Source organism: Massilia timonae CCUG 45783 (assembly GCF_000315425.1).
GTDB classification, from domain to species: Bacteria; Pseudomonadota; Gammaproteobacteria; order Burkholderiales; family Burkholderiaceae_D; genus Telluria; species Telluria timonae.
Map to the genome: position 1 here is coordinate 381,812 of NZ_JH992923.1, position 17,484 is coordinate 399,295.

Genomic DNA, 17,484 nt, shown 5'->3' on the forward strand with positions numbered 1-17,484 from the left:
TAGATTGCGCAACATGCTATCTTTACGTCCACCTTACTGTTGGCAGGGTCTGCGTCGCCAACATTTATCGCCAAGTGGAGCGTGAACGTGTCCGACCTTGCCGTACTACCCGATGCAGCGCCCGCCACGGCGGCGCCCGCCGTCCGCTTCGACTCGAAGGGGCCCGAACATTGCATCGCCAGGCGCGACGACGGCGTGTATGCCGATCCCGAAGTGCTCGGCACCACGCTGGTGGCGGCGGTCGACGGCATCCTGCGCTCCAGCCATTACCTGGCCGGCCTCGATTATCCGGTCCTGATCAAGGCCCTGTACGGCCACGGGCCGGAGCTGCCGCGCGATGCGGCCGGCCGGGTCGTGGTGCGCATCGCCGCCGACATCGTGCCGTTTACGCCGCAGCGCCAGGCCCTGTACCGCTCGGTCAAGATCGCCGACGGCCAGGCCGAATACTATTTCGAACCCGTGTTCGAGCGCGACGAGGAAGGCGGCGAGCGCCAGACCCGGCTCGATGTCGACGAGTTCGTCGCCGACATGTGGGCGAAGGGCATCCGCTTCGGCGCCGAGGTCGGAGCCATCCGCAGCCATATCGAAAGCGGCGCGGCCGGTCGCTACGTGGTGGCGCGCCGGCTCGAGCCGTTGCCCGGCATGGATGCCCGCGTGGAAGAGGTCACCAGCGACCTGCATCGCAGCGACGCCCCGCGCCAGCTCGCCAACGGCAAGCTCGACCTGATGAGCTTCCAGAACCGCTTCCCGCAGGTGGCGGCCGGCACGCGCCTGCTGCGCAAGGTGCCGCGGACCAGCGGCAGTCCCGGCTTCGACCTGAACGGCATCCCGATCGCGCCCGAGGTGGCGAAGGACCTCGACCTGGCCACCTATGCGGCCGACGGCACGACGGTCGAGCTGGCGCCGGAAGGCGAGTTCCTGGTCGCGCGCCAGGACGGCTTCCTGAGCGTCGACCCCAAGAGCAGCCGCATCGCCATCACCGACAAGATCGTCAGCCGCGACGGCGTCAGCGCCAGGACCACCGGCAACCTGCACCTGGCGGGCGACTACGAGGAATTCGGCGAAGTCCAGGAGCAGCGCATCATCGAGGCCGAGAGCATCACCGTGCACGGCGACGTATATGGCCACCTGGTCGCGCGCCGCGGCGCGATCCTCCTGCGCCGCAACCTGGTCGGCGGCAGCGCGCGCAACCTGGATGGCGGCGTGCGGGTGCTGGGCGTCGCGTCCCAGGCGACGATCCAGGCGACCAAGGGCGAGGTGCGGCTCGAGCGCGCCGAGAACTGCGTGATCTCGGGCGCGCGCATCCGGATCGAGACCGCCATCAACTGCGAGATCATCGGCGACGAGGTCGAGGTGGCGCATGCCGAGGGCAGCGCCATCGCCGGGCGGCGCGTGGCGATCGGCCGCGCGGGGCCGTGGAAGCAGGGCGAGATGCTGGCCTGGCTGCTGCGCCCGGACTGCGCGCGCGTCGACGCGGCGCTGGCGCAGGTGCGCCAACGGGTGGACCAGTTCGGTCAACTGGCGGCGCAGCGGCGCAGCGCGATGGAAACCCTCACCGGCCAGCCCGAGATGCGCAAATACCTGTTGATCGCGCCGCGCCTGCGCAAGGGCGAGCTGGTGCTGACGCCGGAACAGGAACCGCAGTTCCGGCGCCTGGCGGCCAGCGTGGCGCCGGCGCTCAAGGAGCTGGGCCGGCTGTCGCAAGAAGCGAAGTCGCTCGACGGCGAGCGCGCGGCCGGCATGGCGCTGTTGAAACGGCTCGAGGCCCAGCGCTTCGAGCGGGTCGGCGCGGCCGGGGTGGCGCTCGGCATGCTGGCGGGCGAAGTGCAGGTGCTGGCGCTGCCCTACGAACCGGACCTGGGCTGCGTGTGGGACATGACGGCGCGCGACATCAAGCTGCGCCTGCGCGACACCAAGGGCGCGGAAGTGCTGCACGCGGGCTGCGAGGGCGCCTGGTCGTGGGACACGTCCATGGCCACGGCAGAGGCGCAGGCCGCGTCCTGAATTTGTCCCGCGGCGCGGGAAGAGTCCAAGGCTGAAGTTGACTACAGTCAACATCAGCACCGGGGACGAGGCATACGATGGTGATCGCACCCATAAAGGATCCGCCATGGTCACCTCGTCCAGCATGCTTCACGCTTCAGCCCCTTGCGCTTCTGTCCCCCGTTACCCGGCGCCGCGCAGCAGCGCCTCACGGGAATTCCTCAGCTTCATGCTCGACGGGCAGGAATACGGGCTCGATTGCGCGCGCGTGCAGGAGCTCAAGCTGCTGGGATCCCTCGAACGCTTCGCCGCCGACGGCGAAATCATCGGCGGCGTGGCGCTGTCGCATGGCGTGATCATGCCGGTGGTCGACATGCGCGCGGGCGGCGCCCAGGCTGCGGGCACGGGGTCGGACCGGTCGGCGCCGGATACCGACGTGATCATCCTGCGCCTGTCGAGCGGGATCGTCGGCATGGTGGTCGAGAGCGTGACCGGCATCGTGCATGTGCGCCCGGAGGCGGTGCAGCCCCTGCCGGGCGCGCCGAGCGCGGGCTACCTGATCGGCATGGCCCGCATCGATGGGCGGCGCGTGGTGCTGATCGACATCGATCGCTTGATGTCGCTGTCGCCGAGGCGGCCGCTGAGGGCCGCCTGACCTTACGCCGTCAACGCTTCCAGCTGCTCCTGGATTTCCAGCCACTCCACCTCGAGCGCTTCCAGGTCGCGCGCCGCGAAGGCCTGGTCGGCCACCAGCGTCTTGAGGCGGTCCTTGTTCGCCGCTTCGTAGATCGCCGGATCGAGCAACTCGGCGTCGATCGCCGCTTTCTTCGCGCTCAGCTTGGCCATCTGCTCGTCCAGGCGCTTGACCCGGTTTTCCAGGGGCTTGCGCTGGGCCGCCAGGCGCTGGCGCTCTTCGGCTTCGAGGCGTTTCTGTTCCTTGCGTTCGGCCGGCGACGCCGCCGGGCTCGGCGCGGGCGCGCTGGCCCTGGCGGATGGCTGGGCCGCCTTCGCCGGCGCCGCCTGGCCGGGCAGGGCGTCGCCTCCCTTGCCCAGCTTGGTCTTGAACAGCCAGTCCTTGTAGTCGTCCAGGTCGCCGTCGAAGGGCTGCAGGCGGCCGTCGGCCACGATGATGAACTGGTCGGTGGTGGCGCGCAGCAGGTGGCGGTCGTGCGACACCACCACCAGCGTGCCCTCGAACTGGGCCAGGGCCATCGTCAGCGCCTCGCGCGTTTCCAGGTCCAGGTGGTTGGTCGGTTCGTCCAGCAGCAGCAGGTTCGGGCGCTGCCACACGATCAGCGCCAGCGCCAGGCGCGCCTTTTCGCCGCCCGAGAACGGCTTGATCGGGCTGGTCACCATATCGCCCGGGAAGTTGAAGCTGCCGAGGAAGTTGCGCAGCTCCTGTTCGCGCACTGTCGGCGCGATCTTCGCCAGGTGCCACAGCGGCGATTCGTCATGGCGCAGCATCTCCACCTGGTGCTGGGCGAAGTAGCCGATCGACAGGCCCTTGCCGAGTGTGGCATGACCGGTGAGCGGCGCCAGTTCGCCGGCGACGGTCTTGATCAGGGTCGACTTGCCGGCGCCGTTCACGCCCAGCAGGCCGATGCGCTGGCCGATCTGCAGCGAAAAGTCGATGTGGTTGACGATGGTCTTCGCCCCGACCTTGTCGCCGTGCGCGTCGAGCAGCGGGTAGCCGGCGTCGACGCCTTCCAGCACCAGCAGCGGATTCGGGGCCGCCAGCGGCTCGCGGAACTCGAACGAGAATTCGGCGGCGGCGCGCAGCGGCGCCAGTTCTTCCATCTTCGAGAGCGCCTTGATCCGGCTCTGCGCCTGGCGCGCCTTGGTGGCCTGCGCCTTGAAGCGGTTGATGAAGGATTCGAGGTGGGCGCGCTGGCGCTGCTGCTTCTCGATGGCCGAGGCCTGCAGCACCATCTGGGCGGCGCGCTGGCGCTCGAAGGCCGAGTAGTTGCCGCTGTAGCGCTTCAGCTTGCGGTCGTCGATGTGCACCACCACGTTCACGATCTCGTCCAGGAAGTCGCGGTCGTGCGAGATGATGATCAGGGTGCCGGGGTAGCGCTTGAGCCAGTCCTCGAGCCAGATGATGGCGTCCAGGTCCAGGTGGTTGGTCGGTTCGTCGAGCAGCAGCAGGTCGGAAGGGCACATCAGCGCCTGCGCCAGGTTCAGGCGCATGCGCCAGCCGCCCGAGAAGCTGGCCACCGGCTGGTTCATCTGCGCCAGCGAGAAGCCCAGGCCCAGCAACAGTTGCTCGCCGCGCGACTGCACGGTATAGGCGTCGGCGTCAGCCAGCGCCGCATGCAGCTCGCCCAGGCGCATGCCGTGGGCGTCGGCGTCGGGGTGGGATTCCAGCTCTTCCAGCTCGGCCTGCAACTTGCGCAGGCCGACGTCGCCATCGATCGCGTAGTCGAGCGCGGCGCGCTCGAGCGGCGGGGTCTCTTGCGCCACATAGGCCATGCGCCACTTGGCGGGGAAGTCGATCTGCCCCTGGTCCGGATGCAGTTCGTTGCGCAGCAGGCCGAACAGGCTCGATTTGCCGGCGCCGTTGGCGCCGATCAGGCCGATCTTGTCGCCCGGGTTGAGGGTCAGGTCGGCGTCGACGAGCAGCGGCTTGGTGCCGCGCATCAGGCTGACGTTCTGGATACGGATCATGGTGGGGCGCTGAATAATTGGATGACAAAGTGGGGTGGACGGCAAGCCGTCCACCCCACGGACAGATGACCGGATCGCTTACTGCGCGGTCTGCAGCTGCTCGGCCGTCAGCAGGAACACCGCATCGTCGCCGATGCTGGTGGTCAGCCAGGTCAGGCCCAGGTGGCCAAAGGCGGCTTCGGCGAACTCGCGCTCGTTGCCGATCTCGACCACCAGGATGCCGTCCGGGGTCAGGCGCTCGGCGGCGCCGGCGATGATCTTGCGCACCAGGTCCATGCCGTCTTCGCCGCCGGCCAGCGCGATCTGCGGCTCGTTCAGGTATTCCGGCGGCAGGGTGCGCATCGATTCCGAATTCACGTACGGCGGATTGCTGATGATCAGGTCGTACTTCTTGAACGGCACGTTCTCGTACAGGTCGGACTCGATCGGGTTGACGCGGCCTTCCAGCTTGTATTCGCGGATGTTGTGCTCGGCCACGGCCAGCGCATCCTTCGAGATGTCGACCGCGTCGACCACGGCGTTCTCGAAGATGTCGGCCGCCATGATCGCCAGGCAGCCGCTGCCGGTGCACAGTTCGAGCACGTTCTCGACGCCGTCCGGGTCGGTCAGCCATGGGCTGAACTGCTGAGGGATCAGCTCGGCGATGAAGGAGCGCGGCACCAGCACGCGTTCGTCGACGTAGAATCGGTATTCGCCCAGCCACGCTTCCTTGGTGATGTAGGCGGCCGGCACGCGCTCGGTGACGCGGCGCTCGATCACGGCCAGCACCTGCAGCACTTCGTCGGGCAGCAGCCTGGCGTCGAGGAAGGGCGCGAGGCGGTCCAGCGGCAGTTTCAGGGTGTGCAGGATCAGGTAGGCGGCTTCGTCGAAGGCCTCGGCGCTGCCGTGGCCGAAGAACAGCTTGGCGCCGTTGAAGCGGGTGACGGCGTAGCGCAGCAGGTCGCGCGGCGTACTGAAGGTGGTGTTGGTCATGGTCTTGTTCTCGTGTTGGTTCAGCGCCCCGATCAGGCAGCCAGCAGGTGTTCGAGCGTGCGGCGGTAGATGTTCTTCAGGGGATCGATGTAGCGCAGCTCGATATGTTCATCGATCTTGTGGATGCTGGCGTTCGGTGGCCCGAATTCTATCACCTGGGGGCAGATGCGGGCGATGAAGCGGCCGTCCGAGGTCCCGCCGGTGGTCGACAGTTCGGCCTGCACGCCCAGCTCTTCCTTGATGGCGCCGCAGATCGTGTCCGACAGCGTGCCCTTTTCGGTCAGGAAGGGCTGGCCCGACAGCGTCCACGCCAGGTCGTAATCCAGGCCATGGCGGTCGAGGATGGCGTGCACGCGCGCTTCCAGGCCCTCGGCGGTGCTGGCGGTCGAGAAGCGGAAGTTGAAGTCGATCGTCAACTGGCCCGGGATCACGTTGGTGGCGCCGGTGCCGGCCGCCATGTTCGAGATCTGCCAGCTGGTCGGCGCGTAGTACTCGTTGCCTTCGTCCCAGACCTCGGCGGTCAGCTCGGCCAGCGCCGGCGCGGCCTGGTGGATCGGGTTGCGCGCCAGGTGCGGATAGGCGATGTGTCCCTGGATGCCCTTGATGACCAGGTGGCCCGACAGCGAACCGCGGCGGCCGTTCTTGATGGTGTCGCCCAGCACGTGGTTTGAGGTCGGCTCGCCGACCAGGCAGTAGTCGAGCGTCTCGCCGCGTTCTTCCAGCAGGTCGACCACGACCGCGGTGCCGTCGACGGCCGGGCCTTCCTCATCGCTGGTGATCAGGACGGCGATCGAGCCCTTGTGGTCGGGGTGGTGGGCGATGAATTCCTCGCAGGCGATCACCATGGCCGCGATCGAGGTCTTCATGTCCGAGGCGCCGCGGCCATACAGCTTGCCGTCGCGCTGGGTCGGCACGAAGGGTTCCGATTCCCACTGGTGCAGCGGACCGGCCGGGACCACGTCGGTATGGCCAGCGAACACGAACAGCGGCGCTTCGCTGCCCTTGCGCGCCCACAGATTGGTCACGCCGTTCGACTCGATGGTCTCGCAGCGAAAGCCCAGCGGCGCCAGCAGCTCGATCAGGCGCTGCTGGCAGCCCTTGTCGTGCGGCGTGATCGAATCGAGCGCGATCAGCTCTTCGGTCAGCAGCAGGGTGCGGGAAGGCTTCACTTGGCGCCCTCGAACTTGCTGGCGTACTGGTCGGCGGAGAAGCCGACCGAGACCGGGCCGACGCCGGCAAGGACCGGGCGCTTGATGACGGACGGGTTTTCCAGCATCAGCTCGGTCGCGCTGTCGGCATCGTTGACTTGCGCCTTGCGTTCGTCGGACAGGTTGCGCCAGGTCATTCCTTTGCGGTTGACCAGGGTTTCCCAGTCGAGGTCCTTCAGCCAGCCCTGCACCAGTTCGCGGCTCAGGCCTTGTTTCTTGAAGTCATGGAAGGTGAAGTCGTGGCCGTTGTCCGCCAGCCAGGTGCGAGCCTTCTTGACGGTGTCGCAGTTGGGGATGCCGTAGAGAGTCGTAGTCATGGGTAGTCTTGGCCGCCGGGGCGGCGTGGTCGTTCGAAAAGGCGTGAGGATAGTGTATGCGCGCAGCGGCGCACAAGGTGCTTCGGCCGATTGTACACAGATGAGGCGGACGGGCGCGCCGCCTGGCGCGTCTGGCGCCGGATCAGGAATTGAGCGTGAACTCGGTGAACGAGGCGCCCTGCGGGGCCGCCGGTTTCTCCTGCTCTTGCGTCTGCTGGACCTGGCTGTCCGGCCCATTGTTGAGCAGCCACAGCAGGTTGGTGGCCGAATCGGCATTCGCCAGCGCCTCGTCCTGGGTCACCAGGCCCTCCTTGACCAGTTTGAACAGCGCGCCCTCGAACGACTGCGAGCCGGGCGACAGGCTCTTGTCCATCGCTTCCTTGATCTGGCCGATCTCGCCTTTCTCGATCAGGTCGGCGATGTAGCGGGTGTTCAGCATCACTTCGACCGCCGCCTGGCGCGCGCCGCCGGCGGCCGATTTCACCAGCCGCTGCGAGACGATGGCCTTGACGCTCGAGGCCAGGTCTTGCAGCAGGGCGGCGCGGTTTTCCATCGGGTAGAAGCTGATGATGCGGTTCAGCGCGTTGTAGCTGTTGTTGGCGTGCAGGGTGGCCAGCACCAGGTGGCCCGATTGGGCGTAGGCCAGGGCCGCGGCCATCGTTTCGCGGTCGCGGATCTCGCCGATCAGGATGCAGTCGGGCGCCTGGCGCATCGAATTCTTCAGGGCGATGCCGAAGCTGCTGGCGTCGCTGCCGATCTCGCGCTGGTTGACGATCGATTTCTTGTTCTTGAACAGGTATTCGATCGGGTCTTCGAGCGTCAGGATGTGGCCGGTGCGCTGTTCGTTGCGATGGTCGAGCATGGCGGCGATGGTGGTCGACTTGCCGGAGCCGGTGGCGCCGACCACCAGCAGCAGGCCGCGCTTTTCCATGATCAGTTCGGACAGCACCGGCGGCAGCCCGAGTCCGCCCAGCGGCGGGATGTCGGCCGGCACGAAGCGGAACACGGCCGAGATCGAACCACGCTGGCGGAAGGCCGACAGGCGAAAGCGCCCCAGGTTCGGGACCGACACGCCCATGTTCAATTCGTTGTCGCGTTCGAGTTCGAGCAGCTGTTCGGGCGTGGCGACCTCGGACAGCAGCGACAGGATGTTCTCGGGTTCGAGACGATGCTGGTTGATGGGGATGAGCGCGCCGTTGATCTTGATGTGCACCGGGGAGTTCACGGCGAAGAACATGTCGGAAGCGTTCTTCTCTTTCATCAGCTGGAACAGGCGGTCCATGGCCATCGCATCGTCTCCGTTTGTTTCGGGTATTCCGGGGCCGGTTGGATGCGTCGGCGGCGAAGCCGCCAACGCGTCCAGCCAGCTTAAACGCCGCGCAGCAGCTCGTTGATCCCGGTCTTCGAACGCGTCTGCGCATCCACGCGCTTGACGATCACGGCGCAGTACAGGCTGTACTTGCCGTCGGCGGACGGCAGGCTGCCCGACACCACGACCGAACCCGACGGCACGCGGCCATAGCTCACTTCGCCGGTTTCGCGGTTATAGATCTTGGTCGACTGGCCGATGTACACGCCCATCGAGATCACCGAGTTCTCTTCGACGATCACGCCTTCGACGATTTCCGAACGGGCGCCGATGAAGCAGTTGTCTTCGATGATGGTCGGGTTGGCCTGCATCGGTTCCAGCACGCCGCCGATGCCGACGCCGCCCGACAGGTGGACGTTCTTGCCGATCTGGGCGCAGGAGCCGACGGTGGCCCAGGTGTCGACCATCGTGCCTTCATCGACATAGGCGCCGATGTTGACGTAGGACGGCATCAGGACGACGTTCTTGCCGATGAAGCTGCCGCGGCGGGCGACGGCCGGCGGCACCACGCGGAAACCGCCGCGCGCGAAGTCTTCCGGGGTGTAGTCGGCGAACTTGGTCGGCACCTTGTCGTAGAACTGGATGTCGCCCGAGGCGACCGGCACGTTGTTCTCCAGGCGGAACGACAGCAGCACGGCCTTCTTGATCCACTGGTTCACGACCCAGGCGCCGGTGTCCTTCTGCGCCACGCGCAGGCTGCCGTCATCGAGGCCGGCAAGGACGTGGGCGACGGCGTCGCGCACTTCGGCGCTGGCGTTGTTCGGGCTGATGTCGGCGCGCTGTTCCCAGGCGGTGTCGATGATGGTTTGCAGTTGTTGGGTCATGATGCTGGTCTTGGTTGAAATGAAAAACAGGTATTCGTGGGGGCCGTTATTTCAGGCCCTGGCAGAACTGGACGATGCGGTTCGCCGCTTCCAGTCCTTCGTCGACGCCGGCCACCAGGGCCATACGGATACGATCGCGCCCCGGATTCTGGCCGTGCGCTTCGCGCGCCAGGTAGCTGCCCGGGAGGACCGTCACATTATAGTCGGCGTACAGGCGGCGTGCGAACTCAAGGTCCGACAGGCCGGTGCGGCGCACGTCGGCCCACAGGTAGAAGCCGGCGTCGGGCAGCTCGACGTCCATCACGCCCTTGAGCAGCGGGGTGATGAGGGCGAACTTCTCCTTGTACAGCGCGCGGTTGTCCTGCACGTGCTGCTCGTCGTTCCAGGCCGCGATCGAGGCCGCCTGCACCGGCGGCGACATCGCGCCGCCGCAATAGGTGCGGTACAGCAGGAATTTCTTCATCGCCACCGGATCGCCGGCGACAAAGCCGGAGCGCATGCCCGGCACGTTCGAGCGCTTCGACAGGCTCGAGAACACGATCAGGTTGCGGTACGGCTGTTCGCCACCGCTCCTTCCGAGCTGGTGCGCCGCTTCCAGCGCGCCCAGCGGCGGCGCCGAGCCGGTATAGATCTCGGAATAGCACTCGTCGGCCGCGATCAGGAAGCCCCAGCGGTCGGACAATTCGAACAGCTGGCGCCAGTCGTCCAGCGACAGGGTGGCGCCGGTCGGATTGCCGGGCGAGCACACATACAGCAGCTGCACGCGCGGCCACACGTCTTCCGGCACGCTGCCGTAATCCGGCGCGAAGTTGCGCGCGGGTTCGGAGTTGACGAAGTACGGCGCCGCGCCGGCCAGGTAGACCGCGCCTTCGTAGATCTGGTAGAACGGGTTCGGGCACATCGCCAGCGCATCCGGCCGGGAGGCGTCGATCATGCACTGGGCGATCGCGAACAGCGCTTCGCGCGAGCCGTTCACCGGCAGCACCATGGTGGCCGGGTCCAGCGCCGGGATGCCGTAACGGCGTTCCAGCCAGCCGGCGATCGCCGCGCGCAGGGGCTCGCCGCCGACCGTGCTCGGATAGTTGGCCAGGCCGGCCACCGAATGCGTCAGCGCTTTTTCGATGAAGGCCGGCGTCGGATGCTTCGGTTCGCCGATGCCCAGGCTGATCGCGGAATAGGCCGGGTTCGGGGCGACGCCGGCAAACAGCTGGCGCAGCTTTTCGAACGGGTAGGGATGGAGCTTGTCGAGATGGGGATTCACGGCAGTCTTGGGCGCACAACGGTGTGCGCTTTTCGATAATTTTTTATTATAGCTCCATGAATGGAAGAACGTTCGAGCGTGCGGCAAGTGATTTGCGGTAACATTAATCGTCTACCGACCAGCGATTTTCTGGAGAGCCATCCGCCGTGCCGATCAGTTACGCGCGCAGCCTGACAGGACATGAACGCACGCCCGGCGCCAACCGGCACCTGGGCGTGGCGCTGGCTTTCGTTGCCGGCGCCATCAATGCCGGGGGCTTCCTGGCGGTGCGCGAATACACCTCGCACATGACCGGCATCGTCTCCAGCGCGGCCGACCACCTGGTGCTGGGCGAGACCGACCTGGTGCTGGCCGCGCTCGGCGCGCTGCTCAGCTTCCTGCTCGGCGCGGCCTGCACCGCGATCCTGGTCAACTACATCCGGCGCCGCGGCCTGCACAGCGGCTTCGCGCTGCCCCTGCTGCTCGAGGCTGTGCTTCTGCTGGTGTTCGGCATCCTCGGCGCGCGCCTGGCCCGGATCGATGCCTTCTTCATTCCGCTGACCGTGATGCTGCTGTGCTTCATGATGGGGCTGCAGAACGCGGTCATCACCAAGGTCTCGCGTGCCGAGATCCGCACCACCCACATGACCGGCATCGTGACCGACATCGGCATCGAGCTTGGCAAGATGGCCTACTGGAATGCCGACGGCCCGCTGCGCCAGCCGAAAGTCACGGCCAACCTCGGGCGCCTGCTGCTGATGCTGTCGCTACTGGGCGCGTTCTGCCTGGGCGGCGTGGTGGGGGCGCTGGGCTTCAAGCACCTGGGCTACCTGTCCACGGTGCCGCTGGCCGCCTTCCTGTGCGTGCTGGCGATCGTGCCGGTGGTCGACGATGCCGTGCGCGTGCTCGGCGGGCAGGGCGGGACGGGGCGCGACGCCTGATCCGCCTGGCCCGGCCCGACCGGAATCGCCAGCGTGATCCGGGTGCCCGCGGGGCCGCTGTCGATGCGCAGCCTGGCCCCGATCTGGAGCGCGCGCTCGCGCATGCCTTGCAGGCCGAAGTGGCCGGGCTTGTCCATGGCGCAGCCGCCGCTTCCTTCGTCGCCGACGGTCAGCGTCACGTCGCGCTGGCCGGCGTCGGCGCTGAGCCGGACCGGCCCGGGCGTATGCCGCAGGGCGTTGACCAGGGCTTCGCGCACGATCGCATGCACGTCGCGGCGCAGGCGCACCGGCAACCGGTCGACCGATCCCGGCGCCGCCGCCAGCGCCAGGCGCTGGCTTCCTCCAGGAAGGATCAGTTCCACGTCGCGCAGCAGCCCCTGCCAGAATGCGTCGACGTTGGCGAAGCCCTGGCGCAGGCCCTGGACTTCGTCGCGGCCTTCTTCCAGCACCTGTTCGGCGTTCTCCAGCACGCGCTCGAGCCCGGTGCGCACCGGGCTGTTGGCCGGCAGCCCGGTCAGCACCGAGTGCATCCGCAGCAGCATCCCTTGCACGCCCTGCAGGAAGGTGTCGTGCAGGGAGCGGGCGATCGATTCGCGCTCGCGCATGCGCGCCATCAGCTCGCCTTCGATGCGCTCGGCCAGCCGCCGGGTGCGCAGCCGGTAGGCCCACGCGGCCATGAGCACGAAGGCCAGCAGGCAGGCCGCCAGGAACCACCAGGTCTGGAACCAGCGCGGCGGGATGTAAAAGGCCAGGGTCGTGACCGGGCCCGCCACGCCGCTCTCGTTGATGGCCATCACCTCGAAGCTGTGCGTCCCAGGGCGCAGCCGCTGGAAGAAGGCGCTGCGCCGCGTGCCGGCTTCCTCCCAGTCCCGGCTGCCGGCCAGGCGATAGCGGAAGCTCACCTTTTGCGGCATGCGCAGGCTGGGCGCCGTGTAGTCGATCTGCACGTTCTCGGTGCCCTGCTCGAGTGTCAATCCCATGCGGGCGCCGTAGTGGCGCGCCCCGCTCGAGACGGCCAGCACCTCCACCGCGGGCGTCGCCGGATTGGGCGCGGTCTTGCGCGGATCGATCCAGGCCAGGCCGCGCTCGCCGGCGAACCAGAGCGTGCCGTCGCTGGCCATCGCGGCCGTGCGCGACAGCAGGCGCGACACGCCGCCGCCCAGGTAGCCGTCGGCGGCATCGAACAGCCGGCCGCGCAGCCGGACGTCGGGGTCGTTCATCGAACGCGTCCAGTCGTCAAGCGTGACGCGGTAGATGCCGCGCTCGGCATTGATCCAGCGCACGCCGGCGGCGTCGGTGACGATGCCGCTGGCCGCGCCGATGCCGTCCGGCACGCTGACCGCGAGACTGCGGAAGCGGTTGCCTGCCAGGACCTGCATGCCATCCTCGCCCGAGACCACCAAGGGCGTGCCCGGCACGATGAGGCTGAACTTGCCGACGTCCAGTCCATCCCGGGCGCCGTACTCGCGCACCGTCTCGCCGTCGACGATGCGCAGGCGATTGCCGCGCAGCCCCAGGTAGCTGCGGCCGGCGGCGTCGAACGCCACTTCCTGCGGCTGGTCTTCCTTGACCGGCGGCCGGGTCCAGGCGCCGTTGCGGTAATGCCAGGCGCCCATGCGCCCGGTCCAGAGCCAGATCTCGTCGTTGCCGGCGGTGAGGCGCCGGGGCCGGATGCTGTCGGCGGCCGCGCTGACCGCGGGCGGCAGCGCGATGCGCTCGACGCCCGCGCGGCCGTGCCGCTCGATGCCGTACCGGCCCCCGAGCACCAGCGTGCCGTCGGGGGCGCGGTCGAGCACGTGGGTGGCGATGGAGTCCGGCAGGTCGCTTACCCTGCCGTTCTCGAGGCGCACCAGGCCGGCCGTACCGTCCAGTCGCTGGACCCGTACCGCGACGATCCCACCGTCCGGGTGCCGGGCGGGGTGGGAGATACCGCGGTCGAGCAGTTGCGGCACCATGTGCACGGCGTGGTCGCGCAGCCGCTCCAGTCCCGACGGCGTGCCGACCCAGATGCTGCCGTCGCCGTCTTCCATCAGCGCCAGCACCGACAGGCTGGTCATCTGCCACGACTGGTCGAGCCGCTCGGCGGCGCCAACCGGCGTGAAACGTCCGCCGCGCTGCCAGTCGGCCGGGCGCAGCACGCAAATGCCGACCGGACAGTTGCCGGACCAGACGTTGCCGTCGCGGTCGAACAGCGACTGGTAGGTGTTGGCGCTGCCGGGTTGAAAGGGCACGCTGCGCGGCGACGGCGGCGCCACCCGCTCGAACTGCTTGCCGAGCACCAGCCATACGCTGCCGTCCCGCGCCTCGAGCAGCATCGCATCGCCGCGCACCGCGCGCAGCCTGTGAAAGCGCTGGGCGCCGGCCTCGCGCAGGTAGAGCGCCGCGCCGTCGGTGGCCCAGACCCGGCCGGCGCCGTCGGCCAGCACGTATTCGGCGCGGACGGCGTCGTAGCCCAGTTCCGGGCCGATGCGCACGACGCGATCGCCCTCGACCCGGAACAGGCCGCGCCAGCCGGCGATCCAGGGCGCGCCATCGGCGCCAAGGGAGATGGCGAAGACGCTGCCGCTCTGTTCGGGCGTGAGCAGGTGCCGGTAACGTCCCTTGCGCAGCACGCTCAGCCCGCCGCTGCCGTGCCCAATCCACAGTTCGCCGCCGGGGCCGGGCCGCAGCGCGCTGATATTGTTGTTTTGCAGGCGGCTGCCGTCGGCCGTGTCGAACGGCAGGAAGCGCAGGCCGTCGAAGCGCAGCAGGCCGGCGTAACGGCTGCCGACCCACAGCCAGCCATCCTGGCTGCGCGCCAGCGCGTCGACGTAGCGCGGCGCGCCTTCCAGCTCGCCCCAGCGTTCATGGCGATAGCCGTCCAGCGCGATGGCCGGGTCGAGGGCGAGGGCGGCCGGCGCGAAAGCGCAGGTCAGTACGACCAGCGTCGTGCGCAGCCACAGGTGGAATCGGTAAATGATACTCATTCCCGAATTGTTGCAGCTAAATGCTTGCCGGTCCAGTCGTCGCGGCCGTTCAGGCGCCTGGCGACATCATGTCCTCCGATTCATCCCGCGCCATTCTCAGGCACCGCGCAGCACGGTGCGAAAGCCGATATGGCTGGCGCCCAGGTTGGCTTCCTGCGATTCGCGCGCCGAGGCCCGGTAGCGCAGGCAGTAGGTCGGGGCGCACAGGAACGAGCCGCCCTTGATCACGACCGGCGCGGCCGGCAGGCGCGCCGCCGCCACGGCGGTGTCGCCGTTCGCGTGCGGCTGGCGCGCGCCGCTGTAGCCATCCTTGGTCCATTCCCAGGCGTTGCCGATCATGTCGTGCAGTCCGAAGGCGTTGGCGGCGTAGCAGCCGACCGGCGCCAGGCCGGCGTGGCCGTCCTGGCCGCTGTCGGCCAGCGGGAAGGGCCCCTGCCAGTAGTTGGCGGTCGGACGACCGTGGGCATCGACCGGCGCGCCATCGAGCCCGGCGTCGTCGCGGCCGGCCTTGGCCGCGTATTCCCACTCCGCCTCGGTCGGCAGGTCGCGGCCCAGCCAGCGTGCATAGGCGAGGGCGTCGGCCTGGGTGACCAGCGTCACCGGCGCGTTCGGGGCCGGCGCCTGCGCGCTGTGCGGATCCTTCCAGCTGGCGCCGCGTACATAGCGCCACCAGGCGTAGGGACGGCGCCGCAGCTCGGCCGCATCGGGCGTGTCGAACACGACGGCGGCGCCTTCGCGCTCGGCCTCGGTGACGTAGCCGGTCGCCTGCACGAAGCGTTCGAACTGGGCGTTGGTGACCTCGGTCTGGTCGATCCAGAAGCCGTCGACCTTGTGGCGCGCGGTGCTGGCCGGGCGTTCGTCCGGATAGCCCGCGAGGCTGCCGAACACGAATTCGCCGCCGGCCAGGCGCACCATGCCGGCACGCGGATCCCGGCCCCAGCCCGGCGGCAGGCCGGTCCCGGCCGCGCAAAGGGTCTCGGTGCCGAGCTTCGCGAGGGTCGGCGCCTGGCGGGCATCGGTCACCGCCAGCGCGGCGCCGGCAAGGGCGCCGGCGAGGGCGCCGGCGCCAACCAGCGCCAGCAGGCATTCGGTCATGCGCATGTCGCCGTCCTAGTAGAAGCTGGCCGGACGCACCGGATTCACGCCGCCGACCTGCGCCATATAGTCTTTCCAGCGCTGCACCAGCCGGGCCACGATGTCCGGGTGGCGCGCCGAAAGGTCATTGTTCTCGGCGCGATCGGCCTGGATATCGAACAGCTGCCAGTGTCCATCCCGCGGACCGTGGGGCGGCTCGATCCAGACCGCCTTCCAGCGGCCGTCGGCGCTGAACACATAGCCGCGGCCATAGGCTTCGCCGGCCACCGGCAGGCCGCGCTGGCCGATGTTTGACCCTTGCAGCAGCGGCAGCAGCGACGTGCCGGTGACCGGATACACGTTGCGGCCCTTGTAGACCACCTTGCCTGCGTTGCGGTCGCGCCCCGACGCCGGGTCGATGTCCGCCGGCGCGGGCTCGTGCGGCGGCGCGACGCCGGCCAGCGCCAGGAAGGTGGCGGCGTTGTCGGTGACGTGGGTGAAACCGTGCAGCACCGGCGCCGGCGTGGCGGGGCCGCGCTGGCCGGGCAGCTTGGCGATCAGGGGCGTCGAGACGCCGCCTTCGTGCGGCATGCTCTTCACGTTGCGCAGCGGCGCGGCGCTCACTTCGGCCCAGCGCAGGCCGTACTGGATGCGCTTGACCTGGTCGGTGCCCAGCCTGGCGTAGACCTCGGGCGCGGCATTGGCCTCGTCGGTGGCTTTCGGGTCGGCGCCCGAATCGATCGGCCAGCCCTCGGCGCCGTTATCCGACTGGAACAGGATGAAGGTGTTGTCGTATTCGCCGATGTCCTTCAGGTGCCGGACCAGGCGTCCGATATTGTGGTCGAGGTTGTCGACCATGCGGGCGTAGATCTCCATGTAGCGGATCTGCGCCTTCTTTTCCAGCGGGGTCAAGCTGTCCCACTGCTTGTCGACCCGGCCCTGGCCGTGGTCGGCGTGGCCCTCGGCCGCGCCCTTGAGCGCGTTGACATAGCGCGCTTCCGGCGTGTCGTTGTTGGGCGACGCGGGCGCCCGCACCGGGCTGTCGGGTGCGCCGGCCCACGGCGTGAAGTCGGCCGGGATGATGCCCAGCTTTTTCATGCGTTCGATGCGCGCCAGGCGGATGGCGTCGTGGCCGGCGTCGTAGCGACCCTTGTACTTGCTCAGGTACGGCTCCGGCACCTGCAGCGGCCAGTGCGGCGAGGTGTAGGCGGCGTAGGCGAAGAACGGCTTGCCGTCGGCGCGGTTGGCGTCGATGTAGGAGATCAGGCGGTCGGTGTAGAAGTCGGTCGAGTAGAAGCCGGCGCCCGGCTGCACGTGCTTGCCGTCCTCGACGTAGTTGCGCGCGTCCGGCGCTTCCTTGCCGAAGTGGTTGCGCGCGGCGCCCGGCAGCAGCGCGTAGCTGCGCTCGAAGCCCCAGCGGTCCGGCGTCTTGCCGCGGCCGTCGCCGAAGCCGAGGTGCCATTTGCCCGCCATATAGGTATGGTAGCCGGCGTCCTGCAACAGGTCGGCGAAGGACAGCGCGTTCTCGTTCAGGTAGCCCTCGTAGCCGGGCGCGCCCTTGCGCTCGTCGCGCGGCGCGCCTTGCGAGCCCATGCCGACCAGGTGGTGGTCGGTGCCCGAGATCAGCATCGCGCGCGTGATCGCGCACACCGGCCCGGTGTGGTGGTTCGACAGCACGCGCCCGTCGCGCGCGAGCGCATCGAGGTTCGGCGTGTCGATTTCGCCGCCGAAGGCGCCGATGTCGGAGTAGCCCAGGTCGTCCGCCATGATGAACAGGATGTTGGGGCGCTTGGCAGGCGCGGCAGGCGCCGCCGGCGCGCCCTGCGCGCTGGCCTGCAGGGTCGGCGTGGGCGCGGAGTGGCAGGCCGCGAGCAGGGTTGCCGCGACCAGGGCCAGCACGGGTGTCGATGTTTTCATGGTGTTCCT

General features: G+C 68.5%; 13 protein-coding genes. 3 read left to right on the plus strand and 10 right to left on the minus strand.

The window, feature by feature from the left end; genetic code table 11:
- Positions 1–87: 87 nt before the first annotated feature.
- Positions 88–2,004, plus strand: a complete 1,917-nt coding sequence (locus tag HMPREF9710_RS11775; RefSeq protein ID WP_005666596.1) for a flagellar assembly protein A — start codon at positions 88–90, stop codon at positions 2,002–2,004.
- 124 nt (positions 2,005–2,128) lie between these two features.
- Positions 2,129–2,638: a chemotaxis protein CheW gene (locus HMPREF9710_RS11780; RefSeq protein WP_051205104.1), complete on the plus strand. Its 510-nt coding sequence runs from the start codon at positions 2,129–2,131 to the stop codon at positions 2,636–2,638.
- A 2-nt stretch (positions 2,639–2,640) separates the two neighbouring features.
- Here the strand turns inward: HMPREF9710_RS11780 and HMPREF9710_RS11785 are convergent, their stop codons facing one another.
- The 7 genes from HMPREF9710_RS11785 to dapC all read right to left on the minus strand — a co-directional run bounded on the left by HMPREF9710_RS11785 (position 2,641) and on the right by dapC (position 10,598).
- Complete coding sequence (locus HMPREF9710_RS11785; RefSeq protein WP_005666600.1) at positions 2,641–4,647, minus strand: ATP-binding cassette domain-containing protein; 2,007 nt, start codon at positions 4,645–4,647, stop codon at positions 2,641–2,643.
- A gap of 78 nt (positions 4,648–4,725) precedes the next feature.
- On the minus strand, positions 4,726–5,619 hold the full coding sequence (prmB, locus tag HMPREF9710_RS11790; RefSeq protein ID WP_005666601.1) for a 50S ribosomal protein L3 N(5)-glutamine methyltransferase: 894 nt from the start codon (positions 5,617–5,619) through the stop codon (positions 4,726–4,728).
- Between the two features lie 32 nt (positions 5,620–5,651).
- Complete coding sequence (dapE, locus tag HMPREF9710_RS11795) at positions 5,652–6,788, minus strand: succinyl-diaminopimelate desuccinylase (protein WP_005666603.1); 1,137 nt, start codon at positions 6,786–6,788, stop codon at positions 5,652–5,654.
- Positions 6,785–7,144, minus strand: a complete 360-nt coding sequence (locus HMPREF9710_RS11800; RefSeq protein WP_005666605.1) for an ArsC family reductase — start codon at positions 7,142–7,144, stop codon at positions 6,785–6,787. The genes dapE and HMPREF9710_RS11800 overlap by 4 nt, the downstream gene beginning before the upstream one ends.
- Before the next feature lie 142 nt (positions 7,145–7,286).
- Positions 7,287–8,432 (minus strand): PilT/PilU family type 4a pilus ATPase, encoded by a 1,146-nt coding sequence (locus HMPREF9710_RS11805; RefSeq protein WP_005666607.1) that lies wholly within the window; start codon positions 8,430–8,432, stop codon positions 7,287–7,289.
- Between the two features lie 80 nt (positions 8,433–8,512).
- Entirely contained in the window at positions 8,513–9,337 is an 825-nt protein-coding gene (gene dapD, locus HMPREF9710_RS11810; RefSeq protein ID WP_005666609.1) for a 2,3,4,5-tetrahydropyridine-2,6-dicarboxylate N-succinyltransferase, read from the minus strand.
- Between the two features lie 46 nt (positions 9,338–9,383).
- Complete coding sequence (gene dapC, locus HMPREF9710_RS11815) at positions 9,384–10,598, minus strand: succinyldiaminopimelate transaminase (RefSeq protein WP_005666611.1); 1,215 nt, start codon at positions 10,596–10,598, stop codon at positions 9,384–9,386.
- 146 nt (positions 10,599–10,744) lie between these two features.
- On the opposite strand from dapC, the gene HMPREF9710_RS11820 reads away from it, so the two are divergent.
- Complete coding sequence (locus HMPREF9710_RS11820) at positions 10,745–11,518, plus strand: YoaK family protein (RefSeq protein WP_005666613.1); 774 nt, start codon at positions 10,745–10,747, stop codon at positions 11,516–11,518.
- On the opposite strand, the gene HMPREF9710_RS27125 is transcribed toward HMPREF9710_RS11820, so the two are convergent.
- From HMPREF9710_RS27125 to HMPREF9710_RS11830, 3 genes are all read right to left on the minus strand, one after another.
- Positions 11,404–14,484 (minus strand): sensor histidine kinase, encoded by a 3,081-nt coding sequence (locus HMPREF9710_RS27125; RefSeq protein WP_005666615.1) that lies wholly within the window; start codon positions 14,482–14,484, stop codon positions 11,404–11,406. The genes HMPREF9710_RS11820 and HMPREF9710_RS27125 overlap by 115 nt on opposite strands.
- A 96-nt stretch (positions 14,485–14,580) precedes the next feature.
- On the minus strand, positions 14,581–15,585 hold the full coding sequence (locus tag HMPREF9710_RS11825) for a formylglycine-generating enzyme family protein (protein ID WP_005666617.1): 1,005 nt from the start codon (positions 15,583–15,585) through the stop codon (positions 14,581–14,583).
- Between the two features lie 9 nt (positions 15,586–15,594).
- On the minus strand, positions 15,595–17,475 hold the full coding sequence (locus HMPREF9710_RS11830) for an arylsulfatase (protein ID WP_005666619.1): 1,881 nt from the start codon (positions 17,473–17,475) through the stop codon (positions 15,595–15,597).
- Between the last annotated feature and the right edge of the window lie 9 nt (positions 17,476–17,484).

What these genes read in the sequence shown, in the direction of transcription:
- HMPREF9710_RS27125 (WP_005666615.1), bottom strand. Translation starts at nt 14,484, where the DNA reads ATGAGTATCATTTACCGATTCCACCTGTGGCTGCGCACGACGCTGGTC.
- HMPREF9710_RS11785 (WP_005666600.1), bottom strand. Translation starts at nt 4,647, where the DNA reads ATGATCCGTATCCAGAACGTCAGCCTGATGCGCGGCACCAAGCCGCTG.
- HMPREF9710_RS11830 (WP_005666619.1), bottom strand. Translation starts at nt 17,475, where the DNA reads ATGAAAACATCGACACCCGTGCTGGCCCTGGTCGCGGCAACCCTGCTC.
- dapD (WP_005666609.1), bottom strand. Translation starts at nt 9,337, where the DNA reads ATGACCCAACAACTGCAAACCATCATCGACACCGCCTGGGAACAGCGC.
- prmB (WP_005666601.1), bottom strand. Translation starts at nt 5,619, where the DNA reads ATGACCAACACCACCTTCAGTACGCCGCGCGACCTGCTGCGCTACGCC.
- HMPREF9710_RS11800 (WP_005666605.1), bottom strand. Translation starts at nt 7,144, where the DNA reads ATGACTACGACTCTCTACGGCATCCCCAACTGCGACACCGTCAAGAAG.
- HMPREF9710_RS11825 (WP_005666617.1), bottom strand. Translation starts at nt 15,585, where the DNA reads ATGCGCATGACCGAATGCCTGCTGGCGCTGGTTGGCGCCGGCGCCCTC.
- HMPREF9710_RS11780 (WP_051205104.1), top strand. Translation starts at nt 2,129, where the DNA reads ATGCTTCACGCTTCAGCCCCTTGCGCTTCTGTCCCCCGTTACCCGGCG.
- HMPREF9710_RS11805 (WP_005666607.1), bottom strand. Translation starts at nt 8,432, where the DNA reads ATGGCCATGGACCGCCTGTTCCAGCTGATGAAAGAGAAGAACGCTTCC.